The organism is Xenophilus azovorans DSM 13620 (genome assembly GCF_000745855.1).
Classification (GTDB): Bacteria; Pseudomonadota; Gammaproteobacteria; order Burkholderiales; family Burkholderiaceae_C; genus Xenophilus; species Xenophilus azovorans.
The window spans coordinates 26664-45507 of record NZ_JQKD01000030.1 but is presented as its reverse complement, the minus strand read 5'-3'; the positions used below and the strand labels follow the sequence as shown (position 1 = coordinate 45507).

Below are 18844 nucleotides of genomic sequence, written 5' to 3'. Positions count from 1 at the left end.
TCATATTTCTGGCGGGGGGTGGCGGCAAGAATACGTCCATCGAAATGACTCAGGACGCCGCCGCGGGAGCGGAGGACGGGACCCCATGAATGCCATCAAGGAAGCCCGGCGCTTCATCGAGAAGAACCCGGACGACGCTTCGGCGCGCATCCTCGCGCGCCTGGTGCTCGCCCTGGAGACGGACCACGGCTTCGAGCTGGTCACGCTCTACGACCTCGACTACGACGCCTTCCAGCTCGCCATCGACATCCTGCGCGAGTGGCGGCTGGACCGCTACTACGCGGGCAAGGCCAAGCTGTTCGACCTGTCGGTGCAGGTCAGCGAGCTGTCGACCTCGGCACCGGCCTGAGCCTGCCGGGGCTCACCGCCGGCCGGCCTTCCTGAAGGCCACCCAGGCCGCCGCCGCGGTGAAGCTGGCCACCACCGCCACCAGGATCCAGAAGCCGTGGCGGTTCTCCGCCAGCGGGATGCCGCCCACGTTCATCCCGAACAGGCCCGCCAGGATGTTGATCGGCAGGGCCAGCACCGTCACCACCGTCAGCACGAACAGGCTGCGGTTGTTGCCCTCCTGCACGCGCGCGGCGACCTCCTCCTGCAGCAGCTTCACGCGCTCCTGCAGCCCGGCCATGTCGCGCAGCACCACCGAGAACTCGCCCGAGGCGTCGCGCAGCCCCTGCGCGTCCGCCTCGGCCATCCAGGGCGGCGGGCGGGTCAGCAGGCGGAACAGGGCCGCCGGCTCCGGCGCCAGCAGCCGCTGCAGCCGCACCAGCACGCGGCGCAGCTCGCCCAGGCGCGCGCGCTGCGGGCCGGGGCGGCCGGCCAGCAGGTCGTCCTCCACCGCGTCGACGCGGGCGGTGACGCCGCGCACGATGCCCACCAGCACGTCGGCCTGGGCGCGCATCAGGTGCTCCAGCAGCTCGGCGGGGGAGCGCGGCACGTCGCCGTCGCGCACCGCGGTGCGCAGCGTGTCGACCGAGCGCAGCGGCCGGGTGCGGGCCGTCACCACCAGGCGCGGGCCGACGGCGATCCACAGCGTCGAGATGTCCGAGGGCTCGAAGCCGAAGTCGTAGTGCACGTCGTTGATGACCGCGACCAGCGTGTCGTCGTCGCGCTCCACGCGGGTGGAGTGCAGCCCGCCGTCCAGCGCCTCGTGGAAGCTGTCGGGCAGGGCGGCGTGCCGCTCCAGCCAGCGGCGCGCCGGCGCGTGGCTCAGGTTGAAGTGCAGCCAGGCGAACTCGCCCGGCGCCGGCGCCGGCTGCGCGAGCCAGGCGGCGGCCTCGTCGGCGTCCAGCGCCACGGCGGCGCCATCGCCCGCGGGGCCGAAGCGCCAGCCGCAGATCAGGCCGGCGGCGTCGCCGCCGTAGGACAGGCTGGGAGGCGGGAGCGGGCGGTCGGGCATGGTCGGACGGGAGCGGCGGGGCGCGGCAGCAGGCCGATCGTGTGTCAGCCGCGTGACGTCGATGTGACAGCGCCTGTGGCGCGCGGGCGTCGGCCCGGCGCCACGATGTCACGGATCGCCGGTTTCTCCGCCCGGGGGCGCAGGACCGTCCCGCCCGCGGCTGCTATGGTCGCGCCACTTCGCCCATGGCCCGCCGCCCCTTCGTCCCCGCCTTGTTCCGTTGCGCCAATCCGAGGCAGGTGAGGGCGCTGGCGCGCGCCGCGATCCAGGGCGGCCGGCGCATGGCGGGCCAGTTGCAGAGCGTCATGCGCCAGCGGCCGCCGCCGGGCCCGGGCGAGTGGATCGCAGGCATGGCCGCGGGGCCGGGCGGCGTGCGCGGCTTCCACGTCTACCGCCCGCCGGACATGGCGCCCGACGAGCGGCTGCCGCTCCTGGTGATGCTGCACGGCTGCGGGCAGACGGCGCGCGATTTCGCCATCGGCACGCGCATGAACCGGCTGGCCGCGCGCGAGCGCTTCCTCGTGCTCTACCCGGAGCAGGACCTGCTGGCCAACCCGCAGGGCTGCTGGAACTGGTTCGAGCTGCGCTCCGGCCAGGCGCTGGCCGAGGCCGCCACCCTGCTGTCCGCCATCGACCGGGTGTGCATGGCCCACGGCGGCGACCGGGCGCGGGTGGCGGTGGCCGGCCTGTCCGCCGGCGCGGGCATGGCCGCGCTGCTGGGCCTGAGCGCGCCGGAGCGCTTCGTCGCCGTGGCCATGCACTCCGGCGTGGCGCCGGGCGCGGCGCGTTCGCGCCACAGCGCGCTGGCGGCCATGGCCGGGCGGCGTGCACCCGCGCTGGGCGCGTCGCCGGCCGTGCCGCTGCCGCCGCTGCTGGTGCTGCAGGGCGATGCCGATGCGGTGGTGGCGCCGGTCAACGGCGAGCGCGCGGCACGGGCCTGGGCAGAGGCCGGCGGCGCACGCCCCGCCGCCGCGCAGCAGCGCCAGCGCGGCCAGCGCCTGCCGATGCGCGTCACCGCGTACCGCCGGCGCGGCCGCACGCAGGTGGTGCAGGTGGACATCCACGGCCTGGGGCACGACTGGAGCGGCGGCGCCACGGCCAGCCCCTTCACCGACCCGCGCGGGCCCGACGCCTCGGCGCTGGTCTGGGGCTTCGTGGCGCGGCAGTTGCGCCGCCTGCAGGCCGACGCGGCCGCGTCCGGTCAATCCACGCTGTAGAAGTAGCGCACGCAGCTCAGCGGGCGGTTCTTGACCAGGATCGCCTGGTTCTCCGAGTTGCCGTTGACCGTGACCATGTTGTCGCCGTCGATGGAGGCGACGATGAAGTGGTGGATGTGCTCCTTCATCACGCAGATGTCGCCGGGCCGGCAGTCGCGGGAGAACTTCAGCGCCAGCCCGCTGGGGCCCAGGCCCATGCGCCACTTCGTCTCGACGCCGGCGGTGCGCACGGCCCAGGTGGCGAAGATGCCGCACCAGGAGACGCCGGAGGTGCCCGGCTGCGGGATCCGCCGGCCCGGGATGCGCACGCCGTCCAGCGTGGACTTGTCCTTCCACTTGTTCTCGTTCCAGCCGTCCACGCCTTCGTCGAAGTACTGCTTGAGGCGGCGCCAGCCGGCGCGCACCAGCAGGCCGTCCTCCTGCCTGGTGATCAGGTCGGACACCGCGGTGGCGGGCAGCGCCTCGCCCAGCGCCACTTCCAGCACGCGCCGGCGCAGGGCCGACAGCCCGGCCGGGATGGACACCGAGGAGGGCGGCGGTGGCGGTGGCGCCGGCGGCACGTGTCCCGGCGGCGTGACGATCTGCGGCGGATCGATGCCGCCCGGCACCGGCGGCGTCGCGGGGCCGGTGCCGGCATCGAACTCGCCCAGCCGCCCGATGGTCTGGCCGCCGGCGTCGACGCGCCCGTCGGCCCAGTGGAACTGCGTCTGCTGGAAGCGCAGGATGGCCCCGACGGTCAGGGGCCCGCACTTGCCGTCGGTGTCCAGCGGGGCGGGCGGGCCGCCGCTGCCCGCGGGCACGTCGTTGAGCAGCGACTGCACGGTGCAGACGTCGTCCGCGCGGTTGGCGCCGCCCAGCCCCACGGATGCCTGGATGGATCGAGCCACGGTGCCATTCCTCCTGCGCAGCCTGCGCTGAGCGTCGATGGCGGCCAGTCTAGGCAGCGGTGCGCCGGCGCGGAACCTGCCGGAGGGCAGGCGCCGCAGACGGCCGCGCTATGGCGGAGGTGCAGGTGCCGGGGGCGCGTAGCCGGATCGTGCTAGACCGGGTGCGCCATGCCGCTCAGGAGGCGCTGCGCTCGATCCAGCGCCGGATCTCCTCGCCGACGTCCAGCATGCCTCGCGTGGACAGATGCGTGTCGTTGGGCCAGTAGAAGTCCCGGATCGAGCGCCGGGCGGCCTGGGCGTGGGCGAACAGGTCCGGGCCCAGGCCGGCCGCTTCGATCTGCCGGGCGAAGCCGGCGCCGCGGCCGGGTTCGGCGTACACCGTGGTCTTGTCCGGCACGATCATCCACACGATCCGCAGCGCCGGGTGGGCGCTGCTGATGCGGCGCGCGATGGCGCTCTGCCTGTCGCCCGGCACATCCATCATCACGTCCTCCGCGAGGAAGAGGCCACGGTCGCACAGCCGGTGGCTGAACTGGACGCAGCCGTCGGCCAGCGGGCGCACGCTCACCAGCGGGATGTCGTTGTCCGGGTCGCGGAATACCACCTCGCGCAGGTCGCGCCGCACCCGCAGGCCGTGCGTCCAGGTCGTGATGCCGGTGCTCAGCTTGGCGCGGTCGTTCAGCGCCCAGCCGGGCGGTTCGTCCGGCGGCGCGGCCGAGTCGCCCATCGGCCGGTAGACGCCCTGCGTGCGGGCGCATGCCGCCGAGCGGTCCATGCGCCGCACCACCCATCGCTGCACGGTCTGCACGATCACCGTCCGGCCGCGGAAGCCCTGGCTGCGCAGCCACTCGTCCAGGTCGCTGCACAGCGCATTGCCGATCTGGTCCCAGTGGGTGCTCGCGACCTTCAGGCCCTGCCCGACCAGCACCGACTGCCAGAGCCGGCCGACCGAGAAGCTGTCGCCGATCACCAGCACGTCGGCTTCGGCGAGGGGTGCATCGGCCAGCGCGGCCCGCGGGACGGCCGCCTGGCCCGTGCGCCAGCCGAAATCGGATTCCGGCACGCGCCCGATGCGGGTGAGGTCGCCGTAGGGCGCCGGCGTGAGGACGGTCACGACGCACAGCGCCAGCGCCAGCACGTAAGCGCTGCCGAAGATCGCGAGCCAGGTGCGCGCCTGGCCAGGGCCTGTGAACGCGACGGAAGGGGTCGCGAAGCTCATCGCAGCCTGCCCATCAAGGCGCGCGACGCCGTGCGCTCCATGGCGTTCACGGGCCCTAGACCGACCGCGTGATGCCGCCATCGATGCGGATGTTCTGGCCGGTGATGTAGGCGGACTTGTCCGAGGCCAGGAAGACGATCAGCTCGGCCACCTCGCCGGCGGTGCCGTAGCGGCCCATGGGAATGCGCGCGCGGCGGTCTTCCTTCTCGGGCAGGCTGTCGATGAAGCCCGGCAGCACGTTGTTCATGCGGATGCCGTCGGCCGCGTATTGGTCGGCGTACAGCTTGGTGAAGGAGGCCAGCCCGGCGCGCAGCACGCCGGAGGTGGGGAAGGCAGGCTCCGGCTCGAAGGTGGCGTAGGTGCCGATGTTGACGATCGAGCCGGCCTTCTGCCGCTGCATCACCGGCGTGACCAGGCGCGCGATGCGCACCACGTTGAGCAGGTAGAACTCCATGCCCAGGTGCCAGTCCTCGTCGCTGATCGCCAGCAGCTCGCCCTTGGGGCCGTGGCCGGCGCTGTTGACCACCGCGTCGATGCGGCCCCAGCGCGCCAGCGCCGCATCGACCAGGCGCTGCAGGTCGGCCTCGCTGCGGTTGGAGCCGGTGATGCCGACGCCGCCCAGTTCCTGCGCCAGCGCCTCGCCCTTGCCGGAGGAGGAGAGCACCGCCACCTCGAAGCCGGCTGCGCGCAGGCCGCGCGCCGCGGCGGCGCCCATGCCGCTGCCGCCGGCGGTGACGAGGGCCACGCGCGGGGCCGTCATTCGACTTCAGCGATGAGTTCGATCTCGACGCAGCAGCCCAGCGGGATCTGCGCCACGCCGAAGGCGCTGCGCGCGTGCGCGCCGCGCTCGCCGAAGACCTCGCCGATCAGTTCGCTGGCGCCGTTGGTCACCAGGTGCTGCTCGGTGAAGTCAGGCGCGGAATTGACCAGGCTCATCAGCTTGACGATGCGGCGGATCTTGTTCAGGTCGCCCACGGCGGCGTGCAGCGTGCCCATCAGGTCGATGGCCACCGCGCGCGCGGCGGCCTTGCCCTCGTCGGTGCCCATGTTCACGCCGAACTGGCCGACCCAGGGCTTGCCGCCCTTGCGCGCCACGTGGCCGGAGAGGAAGACCAGGTTGCCGGTGCGCACGAAGGGCACGTACGCCGCCGCGGGCGTGGCCACGGGCGGCAGTTCGATGTTCAGCGACTTCAGCTTGTCGTAGATGCTCATGGAAGGACCTTTACTGGTTGGTGTGTGGAAGTGTCGGTGGGTCAGTCCAGCCCGGTGCGTGCCTTGACGGCGTCCTCGTGCAGGGATTCGCTGAGCTGGTCCACCACGATGGCCCAGGCGGCATCGGCCTTGAGCTGCTCGGTCAGGAACTGGCGCTGCGCCTCGTTCCAGAAGGGCGCGTCCGCCAGCCCGACGTCGGCCGCCAGCTGATGGGACCGGATGAACTGCGCGATCGCGGCCTCGTCGGCATCGAGCCCGAGCTGCAGGAAGAGGTTGGTCATGCGCGGGGTGGAGGAGTTCGGCGTGTTCGTCATGGCTTTTTCTCGGCGTGGATGGCGAGGGGTTGGGGGCATTGTCCGACGCCTGCGGCCGTGGCCACTGTGGGACTCAGCCGGCGTTTTCCTCGTCCTCGGGCCGCACCGTCACCCCGACGTGCAGCACGTGCCGCGCGCCGCCGTGCAGCACGCCGCGGATGGGCGAGACGTCGGCGAAGTCGCGGCCCACGGCCAGCAGCACGTAGTCCTCGCCGGGCTGGCGGCCGTTGGTGGGGTCGAAGCCGGCCCAGCCGCCCGGCGCGCGCGCGGGGGCGCCGGCGGCGGGCGGCACGTACAGCTCCGCCCAGGCGTGCGAGGCGTCGGCGCCCACCAGGCGCGGCTGGCCGGGCGGCGGCTGCGTCAGCAGGTAGCCGCTGACGTAGCGCGCCGGCAGGCCCATGGCGCGGCAGCAGCCGATGAGGATGTGCGCGAAGTCCTGGCACACGCCGCGCCGCTGGGCCAGCGCCTGCACGGCCGGCGTCCCCACCTCGGTGCTGTCGGCGTCGTAGGCGAAGTCGCGGTGCATGCGCAGCGTCAGGTCCATCGCGGCCTCGAACAGCGGCCGGCCGGGCGCGAAGCTCGGGCGCGCGTAGGCGCCGAAGTCGTCGTGCAGCGGCACGTGCGGCGAGGGGAAGACGAACTCGGAAGCCGGGTCGTCGCGCACGCCCTTGCGGTAGCGGAAGCGCTCGCGCACCGCCTCCCACGGGGTGCCGGGCGCGGTGTCCGGCACGAAGGTCGGCGGTGCGGCGGTCTCGACCAGGCTCTCGGCCCGCACCACCAGTTCGCCGTGCGTCGAACCCAGCGCGAAGAAGGTACGCACGTTGCCGTACACGTCCACCGACTCGCTGCGTTGCACCGGCTCGGGCGTGATGTGCAGCGCATGGCCGAGCAGCCGCTGCTGCGCCGGGCGTTCCAGCGGCCGCAGGTGCGCCATGTGCTGCGCCGTCTCCACCGGCGGCGCGTACGCGTAGCGGGTCTCGTGGACGACGTGCAGGCGCATGGCTGAAAAACCCTCAGGCCCCGACCGAACGCACGGTCTCGTGGGTGAGCGTGAAGTAGCGCGCCCCGATGGCGTCGGAGACGCGCCAGGCCGCTGCCTCGCAGGCCTGCAGCAGCGCCAGCAGCCGTACAGGGCGGCCGTCGTCGCCGGGCTCGCACAGGTCCTCCAGCGTCCAGGCGGCCGGGTCGGGCAGCTCGTGCGACAGGGCGGTGAGCTGGCCCGGCGCGCTGCCGGCCAGGCGCGCGATGCGTCCGCGCAGCGTCTGCGCGACCCAGGCCAGCGAACGCGGGTTGTCGCCGTCGAGCACCAGCAGGTCGGCCAGGGTGGCGAGGTCGCGCCGCTGCTGGTGCCGTGCATGGAAGGTGATGGTGCTGTCGAACAGGGCGACCATGGCCTCGAAGCCGCTCACCTCGTGCAGCGAGCCCGCCTCCAGGCCGGCCGCCAGCGCGCTGGCGAGGAAGCCCAGGCGCTCGATGTGGCGGCCGATGGACAGCAGCCGCCAGGCGTCGTCGCGCGTCATGCGGTCGGTCTGCGCGCCGGTGATGGCCGCCAGCGCCATGCCGGCCGCCTCCAGCGTGCGCTGCGTGGCGCCCAGGGCGTAGCGCGCCTCGCCCGGCTCGCCGGCCTGCTCCTGCATGCGGCGCAGGAAGTCGTCCTCGGCGCGCACGATCTGGTTCCAGTGCTCCTGCGACAGGCGCTCGCGCACCGCGGCGGCGGCCTGGCGCAGGCAGTGCAGGTTGAAGCCGACGCTGCGGCCGCGGTCGGTGTCGCCGAGTTCGGCGACGAGCGCGCGCTGGAACACGCGGCGCGCCTGCGCCGCGCGGGCGCCGCCCTGCGGCTCGGGCAGCTCGCGCGGCACCAGCGCGTTGCGCCGCGCCACCGCGTCGAGCCAGGCCGCCAGGGCGGGGGAGGACTGGTCCTCGCCGCCCAGCAGGTCCAGCGCCAGGCGCGCCAGGCGCAGGGTGTTCTCGGCGCGCTCGGTGTAGCGGCCGAGCCAGAACATGTTCTCGGCCGCGCGGCTGGTCACCGGCGCGCGGTGGCGCGCCAGCGAGGCCGGCGTGGCCTGCGTGTGCAGACGGGTGCTGCGGTCCACCTCGCCGTCGGTCAGCACCCACACGTCGGCGCTGCTGCCGCCGCGCTGCATCGACGCGATCTGCGCGTCCGGCCCGGCCAGCCGCGCCATGCCGCCGGGCAGCACACGCCAGGAGCGGGGGCCGTCGTTGACGGCGAACACGCGCAGCATCACCGCCTTGGGCGCGATGTGGCCGGGGCCGATGTCCTGCGCCCAGGTCGGCATCTGCGACATCGGCAGGTGGCTCTGCACCGTGTGCGACTCGGGCTGGCGCACGATGCGGCCGGCCCATTCGTCGAGCGCGCGGCGGTCGAGCTGCGTGCCCAGCACGGCGTCGAAGCCGGGGTGCACGCGCGAGCCGGGGTAGGTCGGCTTGATCGCGCATTCGGCCAGTTGCGGCAGTGCCGCCTCCATGGCCGCGCGCTCGCCGCACCACCAGGTGGGCAGCGAGGGCAGCGCCAGCGGCTCGCCCAGCAGTTGCTCGGCCAGCGCCGGCAGGAAGCCCAGCAGCGCCGGCGATTCGAGGAAGGCCGAGCCCGGCGTGTTGGCCACCAGCACGTTGCCGGCGCGGATGGCCTGCAGCAGCCCGGGCACGCCCAGCGTCGAGTCGGGCAGCAGCTCCAGCGGGTCGAGGAAGGCGTCATCCAGCCGCTTGATCAGGCCGTGCACCGGCTGCAGGCCCTGCAGCGTCTTGAGGTACAGGCGCTCGCCCCGCACGGTGAGGTCGCTGCCCTCGACCAGCGTGACGCCCAGGTAGCGGGCCAGGTAGGCGTGCTCGAAGTAGGTCTCGTTGTAGGGGCCGGGCGTGAGCAGCGCGATGTGCGGCGGTTCACCCGTGGGGCCGGGCGGGCACATGGCCTGCAGGCCGTCCATCATCGCGCTGTAGGTGGCGGCCAGGCGCTGCACCTGCAGCGACTCGAAGGCCTGCGGGAACTGGCGCGCGATGGCCAGCCGGTTCTCCAGCAGGTAGCCCAGGCCCGAGGGCGCCTGGGTGCGCTGCGAGACCACCCACCAGTGCCCGTCGGGGCCGCGCGCGAGGTCGAAGGCGGCGATGCGCAGCCAGGTGTCGCCCGGCGGCTGCACGCCGTGCATGGCGCGCAGGTAGCCGGGGTGGCCGCGCACCAGCGCGGCGGGCAGCAGGCCCTCGGCCAGCAGGTGCTGCGGGCCGTACACGTCGGCCATCACGCGGTCGAGCAGGCGGGTGCGCTGCAGCACGCCGGCCTCGATGCGCGCCCAGGTCTGCGGCTCGACGATGAGGGGGAACAGATCGAGCGACCAGGGGCGCTGCGGGCCGCCGGCGTCGGCGTACACGTTGTAGGTGACGCCGTTGTCGCGGATCTGCCGCGCCAGGCTCAGCGCGCGGCGCGGCAGGTCGGCGAAGCCGGCGGGGCCCAATGTCTCGAAGAAGCGGCTCCAGGCGGGGGTGAGCGGCGCGGCGGGCGCGGCGGCCGGTTCGGCGTCGGCGGGTTCGGGCTGCGGCTGGGTGGCGTCGTGCAGCGGCGCGGCGGCGGCCGCTGCAACCCGGGCGGGCGCCGGCAGCGGCGTCGCGGTGCCGCGCAGCTCGTCGAAATGCCCCGGCCGGGCCGGCGGCGCGAGCGCCGCCGCGAAGGCGGCCGGCGCTTCCAGCGCCTGGGCGTCGAAAAGGAAGTCGTTCAGCGGGTCCACGGCGGCGGCATTGTCACATCGCCGTCACCGGCGCCCTTTCACCGCCGCAGATCCAGCGTGAACGGGAACTCCCGGCTGCCCGGCGCCTCGATGTTGGCCGGCGGCGTTTCCATGCGTCCAGGCGTGTGGCCCATGCGCGAGAAGCGCGCCAGGCGCCGGCTCTCGGCCTCGTAGGCGTTGACCGGGAAGGTGGTGTAGTTGCGCCCGCCCGGGTGCGCCACGTGGTACTGGCAGCCGCCCACCGAGCGCTTCATCCAGGTGTCGACCAGGTCGAAGGTCAGCGGCGCGTGCGGCTGGATGGTGGGGTGCAGCGAGGAGGGCGGGTTCCAGGCCTTGTAGCGCACGCCGGCCACGTACTCGCCGGCCACGCCGGTGGGCTGCAGCGGCAGCACTTTCCCGTTGACGGTGACGGCGTAGCGGCTCTGGTTCAGGCCGTTCACGCGCACCTCGATGCGCTCCAGCGAGGAGTCGACATAGCGCACGGTGCCGCCGACGGCGCCTTCCTCGCCCATCACGTGCCAGGGCTCCAGCGCGTTGCGCAGGCCGAGCTGCATGCCCATGGCCTGCACCCCGCCCACCAGCGGGAAACGGAACTCGAAGTGCGGCGCGAACCACTCGCTTTCGAAGGCGAAGCCGGCCTGGCGCATCTCGGCGATGACGTCCTCGAAGTCCATCTTCACGAAGGTGGGCAGCAGGAAGCGGTCGTGCAGCTCGGTGCCCCAGCGGGTGGCGGGCGCCTGGTAGGGCGCGTCCCAGAAGCGGGCGACGAAGGCGCGCATCAGGAGCTGCTGCACGATGCTCATGCGCGCGTGCGGCGGCATCTCGAAGGCGCGCAGCTCCAGCAGGCCCAGCCGGCCGGTGGGGCCGTCGGGCGAGTACATCTTGTCGATGCAGAACTCGCTGCGGTGCGTGTTGCCGGTGACGTCGATCAGGATGTTGCGCAGCAGCCGGTCGACCAGCCAGGGCGCGAAATAGCCGCCACGCTCGCCCACTTCGTGTGGCTCGCTGCCCCCCGAGGGGGCGCTCGCGGCGTGGGACGGCCCGGCGCTGCTCGCCTGCCCGTAGATCTCGCGGCTCCTCCCGATTTCCTTGAGCGCGATCTCCAGCTCGTAGACCTGGTCGTTGCGCGCCTCGTCCACGCGCGGCGCCTGGCTGGTCGGGCCGATGAACAGGCCCGAGAACAGGTACGACAGCGAAGGGTGGTTGTGCCAGTACAGCAGCAGGCTGGCCAGCAGCTCGGGCCGGCGCAGGAAGGGGCTGTCGGCCGGCGTGGCGCCGCCCAGCACGAAGTGGTTGCCGCCGCCGGTGCCGGTGTGGCGGCCGTCGGTCATGAACTTCTCGGCCGCCAGGCGCGTCTGGAAGGCGGCGTCGTAGAGGAACTCGGTGTGCTGCACCAGCTCGCCCCAGTCGTGGGCCGGGTGGATGTTGACTTCGATCACGCCGGGGTCGGGCGTGACCTGCAGCAGCTTCAGGCGCGCGTCGCGCGGCGGCGGGTAGCCTTCCAGCACGATCTGCACGCTCAGTTCCCCGGCGGTGGCCTCGACGGCGGCGAGCAGGTCGAGGTAGTCCTCCAGGAAGGCCAGCGGCGGCATGAAGACGTAGAGGATGCCGGAGGCGCTGCCCTGCTTTTCCGCGGCGGGGCCGTTGGCGCGGCGCGGATCGCGCGCCTCCACGCACAGGGCGGTGCGGGTGATCCCGTGCGCCGACTGGAAGCGGCCGGGCGCTCGCGTGTCGTCGCCGGCCGGCGGCAGCGGGGCGGCGCCGGGGTGCTGCATGCGCAGCGCGGCGCCCGGCTGCGGCGGCGGGCCGAAGGCGTAGGGCACGTCGCCCAGGTCGGTGGCCGGCACGCTCTGGCCGGCGTAGCGCCCGCGCAGGTCGTCTGCCGGGGGCAGTGCCGTCGGCGGCGCATTCGGATCGCGCTCAATCAGGTAGGGGAATTCGCCCTTGCTCACCCACGGCTGCGAATCGAGCGGCAGCCGGTAGCCCATGGGCGAGTCGCCGGGCACGAGGTAGAGCCGGTCGTCGCGCAGGAACCAGGGGCCGGTCTTCCAGCGCGGGCCGGTGAGCTGCGGGCTGCCGCTCGCGTTGGAGGCCGGCTCCAGCGGCAGCACGTAGCCGATCACCGCATCGAGCTTCTGCGTGAACACGCGGCGCAGGCGGGCGCGCTCCAGTTCGTCGTCCAGCTTCGAATCGAAGGGGTCGACGTTCACCGGCAGGCGGCGTTCGCGCCAGAGGTAGTAGTAGACGTCCTCGTAGGCGGGCTGGATGAAGGAGGGCGCGAGGCCCAACTTCTGCGCCAGCCGGTGCGTGAAGCGCTCGGCGTCGGCGCTGGTGTAGTTCGCCGGTTGGCGCTCGTCGGCGAACAGGGCCGGATCGTGCCAGGCCGGCTGGCCGTCGGCGCGCCAGAAGATCGACAGCGCCCAGCGCGGCAGCTGCTCGCCCGGGTACCACTTGCCCTGGCCGAAGTGCAGGAAGCCGCCCTGGCCGTATTCCTCGCGCAGCCGGTGCACCAGTTCGGTGGCGTAGCCGCGCTTGGTGGGGCCGAGGGCGTCGGTGTTCCACTCGGGCGCATCGCGGTCGCTGCTGGCGACGAAGGTGGGCTCGCCGCCCATGGTCAGGCGCACGTCGCCGGCCGCCAGGCGCGCGTCGACCGCGTCGCCCAGCGCCAGCACGGCGGCCCACTGGTCGTCGGTGTAGGGCCGCGTCACCCGCGGCGACTCGTACACGCGCGTGACCTTCATCTCGTGGCCGAAGTCGACCTCGGCCTCGTCCACCAGGCCCTCGATGGGCGCGGCGCTGGAGGGTGCGGGTGTGCAGGCCAGCGGGATGTGGCCCTCGCCGGCCAGCAGGCCCGAGGTGGCATCCAGGCCGATCCAGCCGGCGCCGGGCAGGTAGACCTCGCACCAGGCGTGCAGGTCGGTGAAGTCGTGGTCGGTGCCGCTCGGGCCGTCGAGCGACTTGACGTCGGGCGTGAGCTGGATCAGGTAGCCCGAGACGAAGCGCGCCGCCAGGCCCATGTGGCGCAGCAGCTGCACCAGCAGCCAGCCGGAGTCGCGGCAGGAGCCGCTGGCGTTGGCGAGCGTTTCCTCCGGCGTCTGCACGCCGGGCTCCATGCGGATCAGGTACCGCACGTCCTGCTGCACCTGCTGGTTGAGCTTGACCAGGAAGTCCACCGTGCGCTGCTCGCTGCGGTCGATCTTCTCCAGGTAGGCGGCCACCAGGGGCGTCAGCGGCTCGGCGGCGAGGTAGGGCGCCAGTTCCTCCGCCTGCGCCTTCGCGTATTGGAAGGGCACGGTCTCGGCATGCGGTTCGAGGAAGAAGTCGAAGGGGTTGTAGACCGCCATCTCGACCACCAGGTCCACCGTGACCGTGAACGCGGTGGTCTTCTTCGGGAACACCAGCCGCGCCTGGTAGTTGGCGAAGGGGTCCTGTTGCCAGTTGATGAAGTGCTCGGCGGGCTCGACGCGCAGCGAGTACGAGACGATCTTGCTGCGGCAGTGCGGCGCCGGCCGCAGCCGCACGACCTGCGGGCCCAGTTGCACGGGGCGGTCGTAGGTGTAGCGGGTGACGTGGTGGAGGGCGGCGTGGATCGACATGGCTGATGAGGTCTCGTGCTGGATCGTGTGCATGACGCAAAGCCGCCCGGTGCAGGCGCGGCGTCATACTAGCCGACGCAAAAGCAATTAATGCGCCACGGAGCCTGCCGGTCCGGGGCGGCAAAGCACAGGGAGCAGGCAGGATGGCGGGAGGCATCGCGGGGCGGCATGCGGCCGCGTGGCATGCGCGGATGGCGTGCCTGGCGGGCACGGTGGCGGGGGCGGCGCTGCAACTGCAGCAGGCGGCGCTCTGGCCGGCCGCGGTCTATGCGACGGGGGCGCTGGGTGCGCTCGCCGGGCTGTGGCTGCTGCGCCGCCTGCGGCCGGGGCCGGTCCTTGCGTTCCTGCCGGCGATGCTGTGCGGCATCGCGCTGGGGCTGGCCGCCGCCGGCCTGCGCGCCGGCATGCATCTGTCCGATGCCCTGCCGGCGTGGATGGAGGGGCGCGACGTGGAGGTGGTCGGCGTGGTCGCGCAGATGCCCCGGCGCAATGCTGCGGGGCAGCAGTTCCGCCTCGACGTGGCATCGGCTCGCTGGCCCGCGGGCGGGCCGGATGCGCCGGCGCCTCGCCTGCCGCCGAGCCTGGCGCTGGGCTGGTATGCGCCCGGCACGTGGGCGGGATCGCAGGACGCGGACGCCGCCGCGCCGCTGCCGGCCGTGCACGCGGGCGAGCGCTGGCGCTTCACCGTGCGATTGCGCGCACCCCACGGCACGCTCAACCCGCACGGCTTCGACTACGAACTGTGGCTGTGGGAGCAGGGCGTGCAGGCCGCCGGCACGGTGCGCGCCGGGCCGCGCGATGCGGCGCCCGAGCGCCTGGATGGCTCGCGCGCCGCCCTGCGCCGGCCCGTCGAGCGCGCCCGCGAGGCGGTGCGCGACGCGATCCTCGAACGGGTGGCCGACCGCCAGCGCGCCGGCGTGGTCGCGGCCCTCGTCACCGGCGACCAGGCCGCCATCGACCGGGCCGACTGGGACATCTTCCGCGCCACGGGCGTGGCGCACCTGATGTCGATCTCGGGCCTGCACGTGACGATGTTCGCCTGGCTGGCCGGCGCCGTGGTCGGCGCGCTGTGGCGGCGCAGCACGCGGCTGATGCTGCGGCTGCCGGCACAGCAGGCGGCGCTGGCCGGCGGCCTGGCGCTGGCGGCGGCCTATGCCCTGTTCAGCGGCTGGGGCGTACCGGCGCAGCGCACCGTCTGGATGCTGGCGCTGGCGGCGCTGCTGCGCCTGGGCGCGCGCCGCTGGCCCTGGCCCCTGGCCTGGCTGCTGGTGTGCGCGGGCGTCGTCGCGCTGGACCCGTGGGCGCTGATGCAGGCCGGCTTCTGGCTCAGCTTCGTCGCGGTGGGGGTGCTGTTCGCCACCGATGCCGGCGCCATGCCCGCGCAGGCGGGGGCGGCACGGCATGCCGGCGCACGGCTCGTACGCCTGCTGCGCGAGCAGGCCGTCGTGACGCTGGCGCTGGCGCCGCTGGGCCTGCTGCTGTTCCAGCAGGTGTCGCTGGTGGGGCTGGCAGCCAACCTGGTCGCCATTCCGTGGGTGACGCTGGTGGTCACGCCGCTGGCGATGCTGGGCGTGCTGGTGCCGGCGCTGTGGGATGCCGCGGCCGGCGCGGTCGGGCTGCTCGGATGGCTGCTGCAGGCGCTCGCGGCGTGGCCGGGCGCCACTTTCTCGGCCGCCGCACCGCCGCTGTGGGCCGGGGCCGCGGGCGTGCTGGGCGGCCTGCTGCTGGTGATGCGGCTGCCGCCCTCGCTGCGCCTGATGGGCGTGCCGCTGCTGCTGCCGGTGCTGCTGTGGCAGGCGCCGCGTCCGCCGCCAGGCGAGTTCGAACTGCTGGCCGTCGACGTCGGCCAGGGCAACGCCGTGCTGGTGCGCACCGCGGGGCACACGCTGCTGTACGACGCGGGCCCCCGCTACAGCCAGGACAGCGATGCCGGCCACCGTGTGCTGGTGCCGCTGCTGCGCGCGCTGGACGCGCGCGTCGACACGCTGCTGCTGAGCCACCGCGACACCGACCACACCGGCGGCGCCGCCGCCGTGCTGGCGATGCAGCCCGGCGCCGCGCTGCTGGGCACGCTGGAGGCGGGCCATCCGCTGCGGGCGCTGCGCCCGCAGCAGCCCTGCGCGGCCGGGCTGCAATGGGAATGGGACGGCGTGCGCTTCGCCGTGCTGCATCCGCAGCCCGGGCAGGCGGTCGAGGGCGCGCGGCCCAACACCGTGTCGTGCGTGCTGCGGGTGGACAACGGCCGCACCAGCGCGCTGCTGGCCGGCGACATCGAGCGGCCGCAGGAACTGGCGCTGGTGGCCGACAGCGCCGCCGCGCTGCGCGCCGACGTGCTGCTGGTGCCGCACCACGGCAGCAAGACCTCGTCGAGCGCGGCCTTCCTGGCGGCGGTGCGGCCCCGGCTGGCCATCGTGCAGGCCGGCTGGCGCAACCGCTTCGGCCATCCGGCGCCGGAGGTGGTGGCGCGCCTGCGCAGGCAGGGCGCGCAGGTGGTCGATTCACCGCGCTGCGGCGCCCTGGGCTGGCACAGCGCGCAGCCCGGTGCCGTGCAATGCGAGCGCAGCGTGCGGCGGCGCTACTGGCACCACGCGCCGCCGCCGCTGCCGTGACATGCCCGACAAAAGCCACCTGCAGTGCGCGTGAAGCTGGTCCTGAACTTGCTAAGCTATGGTCAAGGAGATCGGTCGTTCCATGCACAAGTTCGATGAAATGTACGACCGGCTGCCCTACGAGGGCGCCGGCATCCGGCAGCACTATCAACGGTACGACCAATGGCTTGCGAAGCAGCCCACGGAAGTGATGCGGTCGCGCCGGGAGGAGGCGGAGATGATCTTCCGCCGCGTCGGCATCACCTTTGCCGTCTACGGCGCGAAGGACGAGGACGGTGCCGGCACCGAGCGCCTCATCCCCTTCGACCTGCTGCCGCGCATCATCCCGGCCGACGAGTGGGCCGCGATGGAGAAGGGCCTGGTGCAGCGCGTCACCGCGCTCAACCGCTTCATCCACGACATCTACCACGACCAGGAGATCGTCAAGGCCGGCATCGTGCCCGCCGAGCAGATCGAGGGCAACGCGCAGTTCCGGCCCGAGATGATCGGCGTGCAGGTGCCCAACGACATCTACTCCAACATCTCCGGCATCGACATCGTCCGCGCGCCGGACTCCTCGGGCAAGGGCGAGTACTACGTGCTGGAGGACAACCTGCGCGTGCCCAGCGGCGTGAGCTACATGCTGGAGAACCGCAAGATGATGATGCGGCTCTTCCCGGAGCTGTTCGCGCAGAACCGTGTGGCGCCGGTGGCGCATTACCCCGACCTGCTGCTGGAGACGCTGCGCGCCAGCGCCTGGCCGACCGCGGCCGAGCCCACCGTGGTGGTGCTCACGCCCGGCATGTACAACAGCGCCTACTTCGAGCACGCCTTCCTCGCGCAGCAGATGGGCGTGGAACTGGTCGAGGGGCAGGACCTGTTCGTCAAGGACGACTTCGTCTACATGCGCACCACGCGCGGCCCGCGCCGGGTGGACGTGATCTACCGCCGGGTGGACGACGACTTCCTCGACCCGGAGGTGTTCCGCCCCCACTCCACGCTGGGCTGCGCCGGCCTGATGCGCGCCTACAAGGCCGGCAACGTGGTGATCTGCAACGCGGTGGGCACCGGCGTGGCCGACGACAAGTCCATCTACCCCTACGTGCCGAAGATGGTGGAGTTCTACCTGGGCGAGCAGCCGATCCTGAAGAACGTGCCCACCTGGATGTGCCGGCAGAAGGAAGACCTGGACTACGTGCTGGCGAACATGAAGGACCTGGTGGTCAAGGAAGTGCACGGCGCCGGCGGCTACGGCATGCTGATCGGCCCGGCCGCCACGCAGGCCGAGATCGACGAGTTCCGCGAGGTGGTGCGCGCCAAGCCCGACGGCTACATCGCCCAGCCCACGCTCAGCCTCTCGACCTCGCCCACCTTCGTCGAATCGGGCATCGCGCCCCGCCACATCGACCTGCGGCCCTTCGTGCTGAGCGCCAAGGAGGTGCAGATGGTGCCCGGCGGCCTGACGCGCGTGGCGCTGAAGGAGGGCTCGCTGGTGGTCAACTCCTCGCAGGGCGGCGGCACCAAGGACACCTGGATCCTGGAGCCCGAGGGGCGCTTCGGCTCGCAGTCCCAATCGCAGTCGCAGTCGCAGCGCCAGGGCGGCGGCCAGAGCCAGACGCAGAGCCAGTCGGCCTGAACCCGGGGGAGGACCAGAACATGCTTTCGCGCACCGCCGACCACCTCTACTGGATGTCGCGCTACACCGAGCGGGCGGAGAACACCGCCCGCATGCTCGACGTCAACTACCAGACCTCGATGCTGCCGCAGTCGGCCGAGGTCGCGCAGCTCGGCTGGCAGGGCGTGCTGTCCATCAGCGAGCTGCGGCCGGCCTACTTCGCCAAGCACGACGCCATCACGCCCGAGGGCGTCATGGAATTCATGGTCGGGGACGAGAGCAACCCCTCGTCGATCATCTCCTGCCTGAAGGCCGCGCGCGAGAACGCGCGCGCCGTGCGCGGCGCGCTGACCACCGAGTCGTGGGAGACGCAGAACACCACCTGGCTGGAGGTCAACCGCATGCTGCGCCCGGGCCAGTTCGAGCGCGACCCCGGCGCCTTCTTCGAGTGGGTCAAGCACCGCTCGCACCTCTCGCGCGGGGTGACGCTGGGCACCATGCTGCAGGACGAGGCATTCCACTTCTCGCGCCTGGGCACCTTCCTGGAGCGCGCCGACAACACCGCGCGGCTGGTGGACGTGAAGTTCCACGCCATGGGCAGCGAGTTCTTCGGCGCCACCACCGAGGAGCACCAGGAGTACGACTTCTATCACTGGAGCGCGATCCTGCGCAGCGTCTCCGGCTTCGAGGTCTACCGCAAGGTCTACCGCGACGTGATCAAGCCCGAGCGCGTGGCGGAACTGCTCATCCTGCGCGTGGACATGCCGCGCTCGCTGCACCACAGCCTGAACGAGGTGGTCAACAACCTCGGCAAGGTCGCCAACGACCAGAGCGCCGAGACGCTGCGCCGCGCCGGCAAGCTGCTGGCCGAGCTGCAGTACGGCCGGGTGGACGAGATCCTCGCCACCGGGCTGCACGCCTACCTCACGCAGTTCCTCGACCGGGTGAACGAGCTGGGCGGGCGCATCAGCCAGGACTTTCTGGTGCCGGCGCACTGAGAAGGTGTGAGCGAACCGACATGCCCGCTCATCCCGCCAAAACGCACCCGCTCCGCGTTGCA

At 72.9% G+C, this 18844-nt stretch carries 14 protein-coding genes; 5 read left to right on the top strand and 9 right to left on the bottom strand.

What is annotated here, in order from left to right; all coding sequences use genetic code 11:
* Positions 1 to 85 precede the first annotated feature (85 nt).
* The gene (locus Q392_RS16535; RefSeq protein ID WP_038210105.1) at positions 86 to 349 is read left to right on the top strand and encodes a hypothetical protein; all 264 of its coding nucleotides are present in this window, start codon (positions 86 to 88) and stop codon (positions 347 to 349) included.
* Between the two features lie 12 nt (positions 350 to 361).
* On the opposite strand, the gene Q392_RS16530 is transcribed toward Q392_RS16535, so the two are convergent.
* Positions 362 to 1399, bottom strand: coding sequence for a transporter (locus Q392_RS16530; protein ID WP_038210103.1), 1038 nt, complete (start codon positions 1397 to 1399; stop codon positions 362 to 364).
* A 185-nt stretch (positions 1400 to 1584) separates the two neighbouring features.
* Between Q392_RS16530 and Q392_RS16525 the strand changes: the two genes are divergently transcribed.
* Positions 1585 to 2616, top strand: a complete 1032-nt coding sequence (locus Q392_RS16525) for an extracellular catalytic domain type 1 short-chain-length polyhydroxyalkanoate depolymerase (RefSeq protein WP_038210101.1) — start codon at positions 1585 to 1587, stop codon at positions 2614 to 2616.
* Here the strand turns inward: Q392_RS16525 and Q392_RS16520 are convergent.
* The 8 genes from Q392_RS16520 to Q392_RS16485 form a co-directional block, all read right to left on the bottom strand.
* A complete protein-coding gene (locus Q392_RS16520) occupies positions 2601 to 3503 on the bottom strand; it encodes a peptidoglycan-binding domain-containing protein (RefSeq protein ID WP_157008033.1) in 903 nt (300 codons plus the stop codon). The two genes, Q392_RS16525 and Q392_RS16520, sit on opposite strands and share 16 nt — an antisense overlap.
* 175 nt (positions 3504 to 3678) lie before the next feature.
* Entirely contained in the window at positions 3679 to 4722 is a 1044-nt protein-coding gene (locus Q392_RS16515; protein WP_038210097.1) for a hypothetical protein, read from the bottom strand.
* A 55-nt stretch (positions 4723 to 4777) separates the two neighbouring features.
* Positions 4778 to 5482 (bottom strand): SDR family oxidoreductase, encoded by a 705-nt coding sequence (locus tag Q392_RS16510; protein ID WP_038210094.1) that lies wholly within the window; start codon positions 5480 to 5482, stop codon positions 4778 to 4780.
* On the bottom strand, positions 5479 to 5934 hold the full coding sequence (locus Q392_RS16505; protein ID WP_038210093.1) for a RidA family protein: 456 nt from the start codon (positions 5932 to 5934) through the stop codon (positions 5479 to 5481). Before Q392_RS16505 ends, Q392_RS16510 begins: the two co-directional genes overlap by 4 nt.
* Before the next feature lie 41 nt (positions 5935 to 5975).
* Positions 5976 to 6248 carry a DUF2789 domain-containing protein gene (locus Q392_RS16500; protein ID WP_038210091.1) on the bottom strand — a complete coding sequence of 91 codons (273 nt, stop codon included), beginning with the start codon at positions 6246 to 6248 and terminating at the stop codon, positions 5976 to 5978.
* A 73-nt stretch (positions 6249 to 6321) separates the two neighbouring features.
* Positions 6322 to 7248: a transglutaminase family protein gene (locus Q392_RS16495; RefSeq protein WP_038210090.1), complete on the bottom strand. Its 927-nt coding sequence runs from the start codon at positions 7246 to 7248 to the stop codon at positions 6322 to 6324.
* Positions 7249 to 7261: 13 nt separating this feature from the next.
* Positions 7262 to 9985, bottom strand: coding sequence for a circularly permuted type 2 ATP-grasp protein (locus tag Q392_RS16490; protein ID WP_038210087.1), 2724 nt, complete (start codon positions 9983 to 9985; stop codon positions 7262 to 7264).
* 38 nt (positions 9986 to 10023) lie between these two features.
* On the bottom strand, positions 10024 to 13581 hold the full coding sequence (locus Q392_RS16485; RefSeq protein ID WP_038210086.1) for a transglutaminase family protein: 3558 nt from the start codon (positions 13579 to 13581) through the stop codon (positions 10024 to 10026).
* Positions 13582 to 13724: 143 nt separating this feature from the next.
* On the opposite strand from Q392_RS16485, the gene Q392_RS16480 reads away from it, so the two are divergent.
* The 3 genes from Q392_RS16480 to Q392_RS16470 all read left to right on the top strand — a co-directional run bounded on the left by Q392_RS16480 (position 13725) and on the right by Q392_RS16470 (position 18782).
* The gene (locus tag Q392_RS16480) at positions 13725 to 16190 is read left to right on the top strand and encodes a DNA internalization-related competence protein ComEC/Rec2 (protein WP_051953582.1); all 2466 of its coding nucleotides are present in this window, start codon (positions 13725 to 13727) and stop codon (positions 16188 to 16190) included.
* Positions 16191 to 16272: 82 nt separating this feature from the next.
* Positions 16273 to 17805 carry a circularly permuted type 2 ATP-grasp protein gene (locus tag Q392_RS16475; RefSeq protein ID WP_038210170.1) on the top strand — a complete coding sequence of 511 codons (1533 nt, stop codon included), beginning with the start codon at positions 16273 to 16275 and terminating at the stop codon, positions 17803 to 17805.
* A gap of 20 nt (positions 17806 to 17825) precedes the next feature.
* Entirely contained in the window at positions 17826 to 18782 is a 957-nt protein-coding gene (locus tag Q392_RS16470) for an alpha-E domain-containing protein (protein WP_038210085.1), read from the top strand.
* Positions 18783 to 18844 lie beyond the last annotated feature (62 nt).

What these genes read in the sequence shown, in the direction of transcription:
- Q392_RS16535 (WP_038210105.1), top strand. Translation starts at nt 86, where the DNA reads ATGAATGCCATCAAGGAAGCCCGGCGCTTCATCGAGAAGAACCCGGAC.
- Q392_RS16530 (WP_038210103.1), bottom strand. Translation starts at nt 1,399, where the DNA reads ATGCCCGACCGCCCGCTCCCGCCTCCCAGCCTGTCCTACGGCGGCGAC.
- Q392_RS16525 (WP_038210101.1), top strand. Translation starts at nt 1,585, where the DNA reads ATGGCCCGCCGCCCCTTCGTCCCCGCCTTGTTCCGTTGCGCCAATCCG.
- Q392_RS16515 (WP_038210097.1), bottom strand. Translation starts at nt 4,722, where the DNA reads ATGAGCTTCGCGACCCCTTCCGTCGCGTTCACAGGCCCTGGCCAGGCG.
- Q392_RS16510 (WP_038210094.1), bottom strand. Translation starts at nt 5,482, where the DNA reads ATGACGGCCCCGCGCGTGGCCCTCGTCACCGCCGGCGGCAGCGGCATG.
- Q392_RS16505 (WP_038210093.1), bottom strand. Translation starts at nt 5,934, where the DNA reads ATGAGCATCTACGACAAGCTGAAGTCGCTGAACATCGAACTGCCGCCC.
- Q392_RS16500 (WP_038210091.1), bottom strand. Translation starts at nt 6,248, where the DNA reads ATGACGAACACGCCGAACTCCTCCACCCCGCGCATGACCAACCTCTTC.
- Q392_RS16495 (WP_038210090.1), bottom strand. Translation starts at nt 7,248, where the DNA reads ATGCGCCTGCACGTCGTCCACGAGACCCGCTACGCGTACGCGCCGCCG.
- Q392_RS16485 (WP_038210086.1), bottom strand. Translation starts at nt 13,581, where the DNA reads ATGTCGATCCACGCCGCCCTCCACCACGTCACCCGCTACACCTACGAC.
- Q392_RS16480 (WP_051953582.1), top strand. Translation starts at nt 13,725, where the DNA reads ATGGCGGGAGGCATCGCGGGGCGGCATGCGGCCGCGTGGCATGCGCGG.
- Q392_RS16475 (WP_038210170.1), top strand. Translation starts at nt 16,273, where the DNA reads ATGCACAAGTTCGATGAAATGTACGACCGGCTGCCCTACGAGGGCGCC.
- Q392_RS16470 (WP_038210085.1), top strand. Translation starts at nt 17,826, where the DNA reads ATGCTTTCGCGCACCGCCGACCACCTCTACTGGATGTCGCGCTACACC.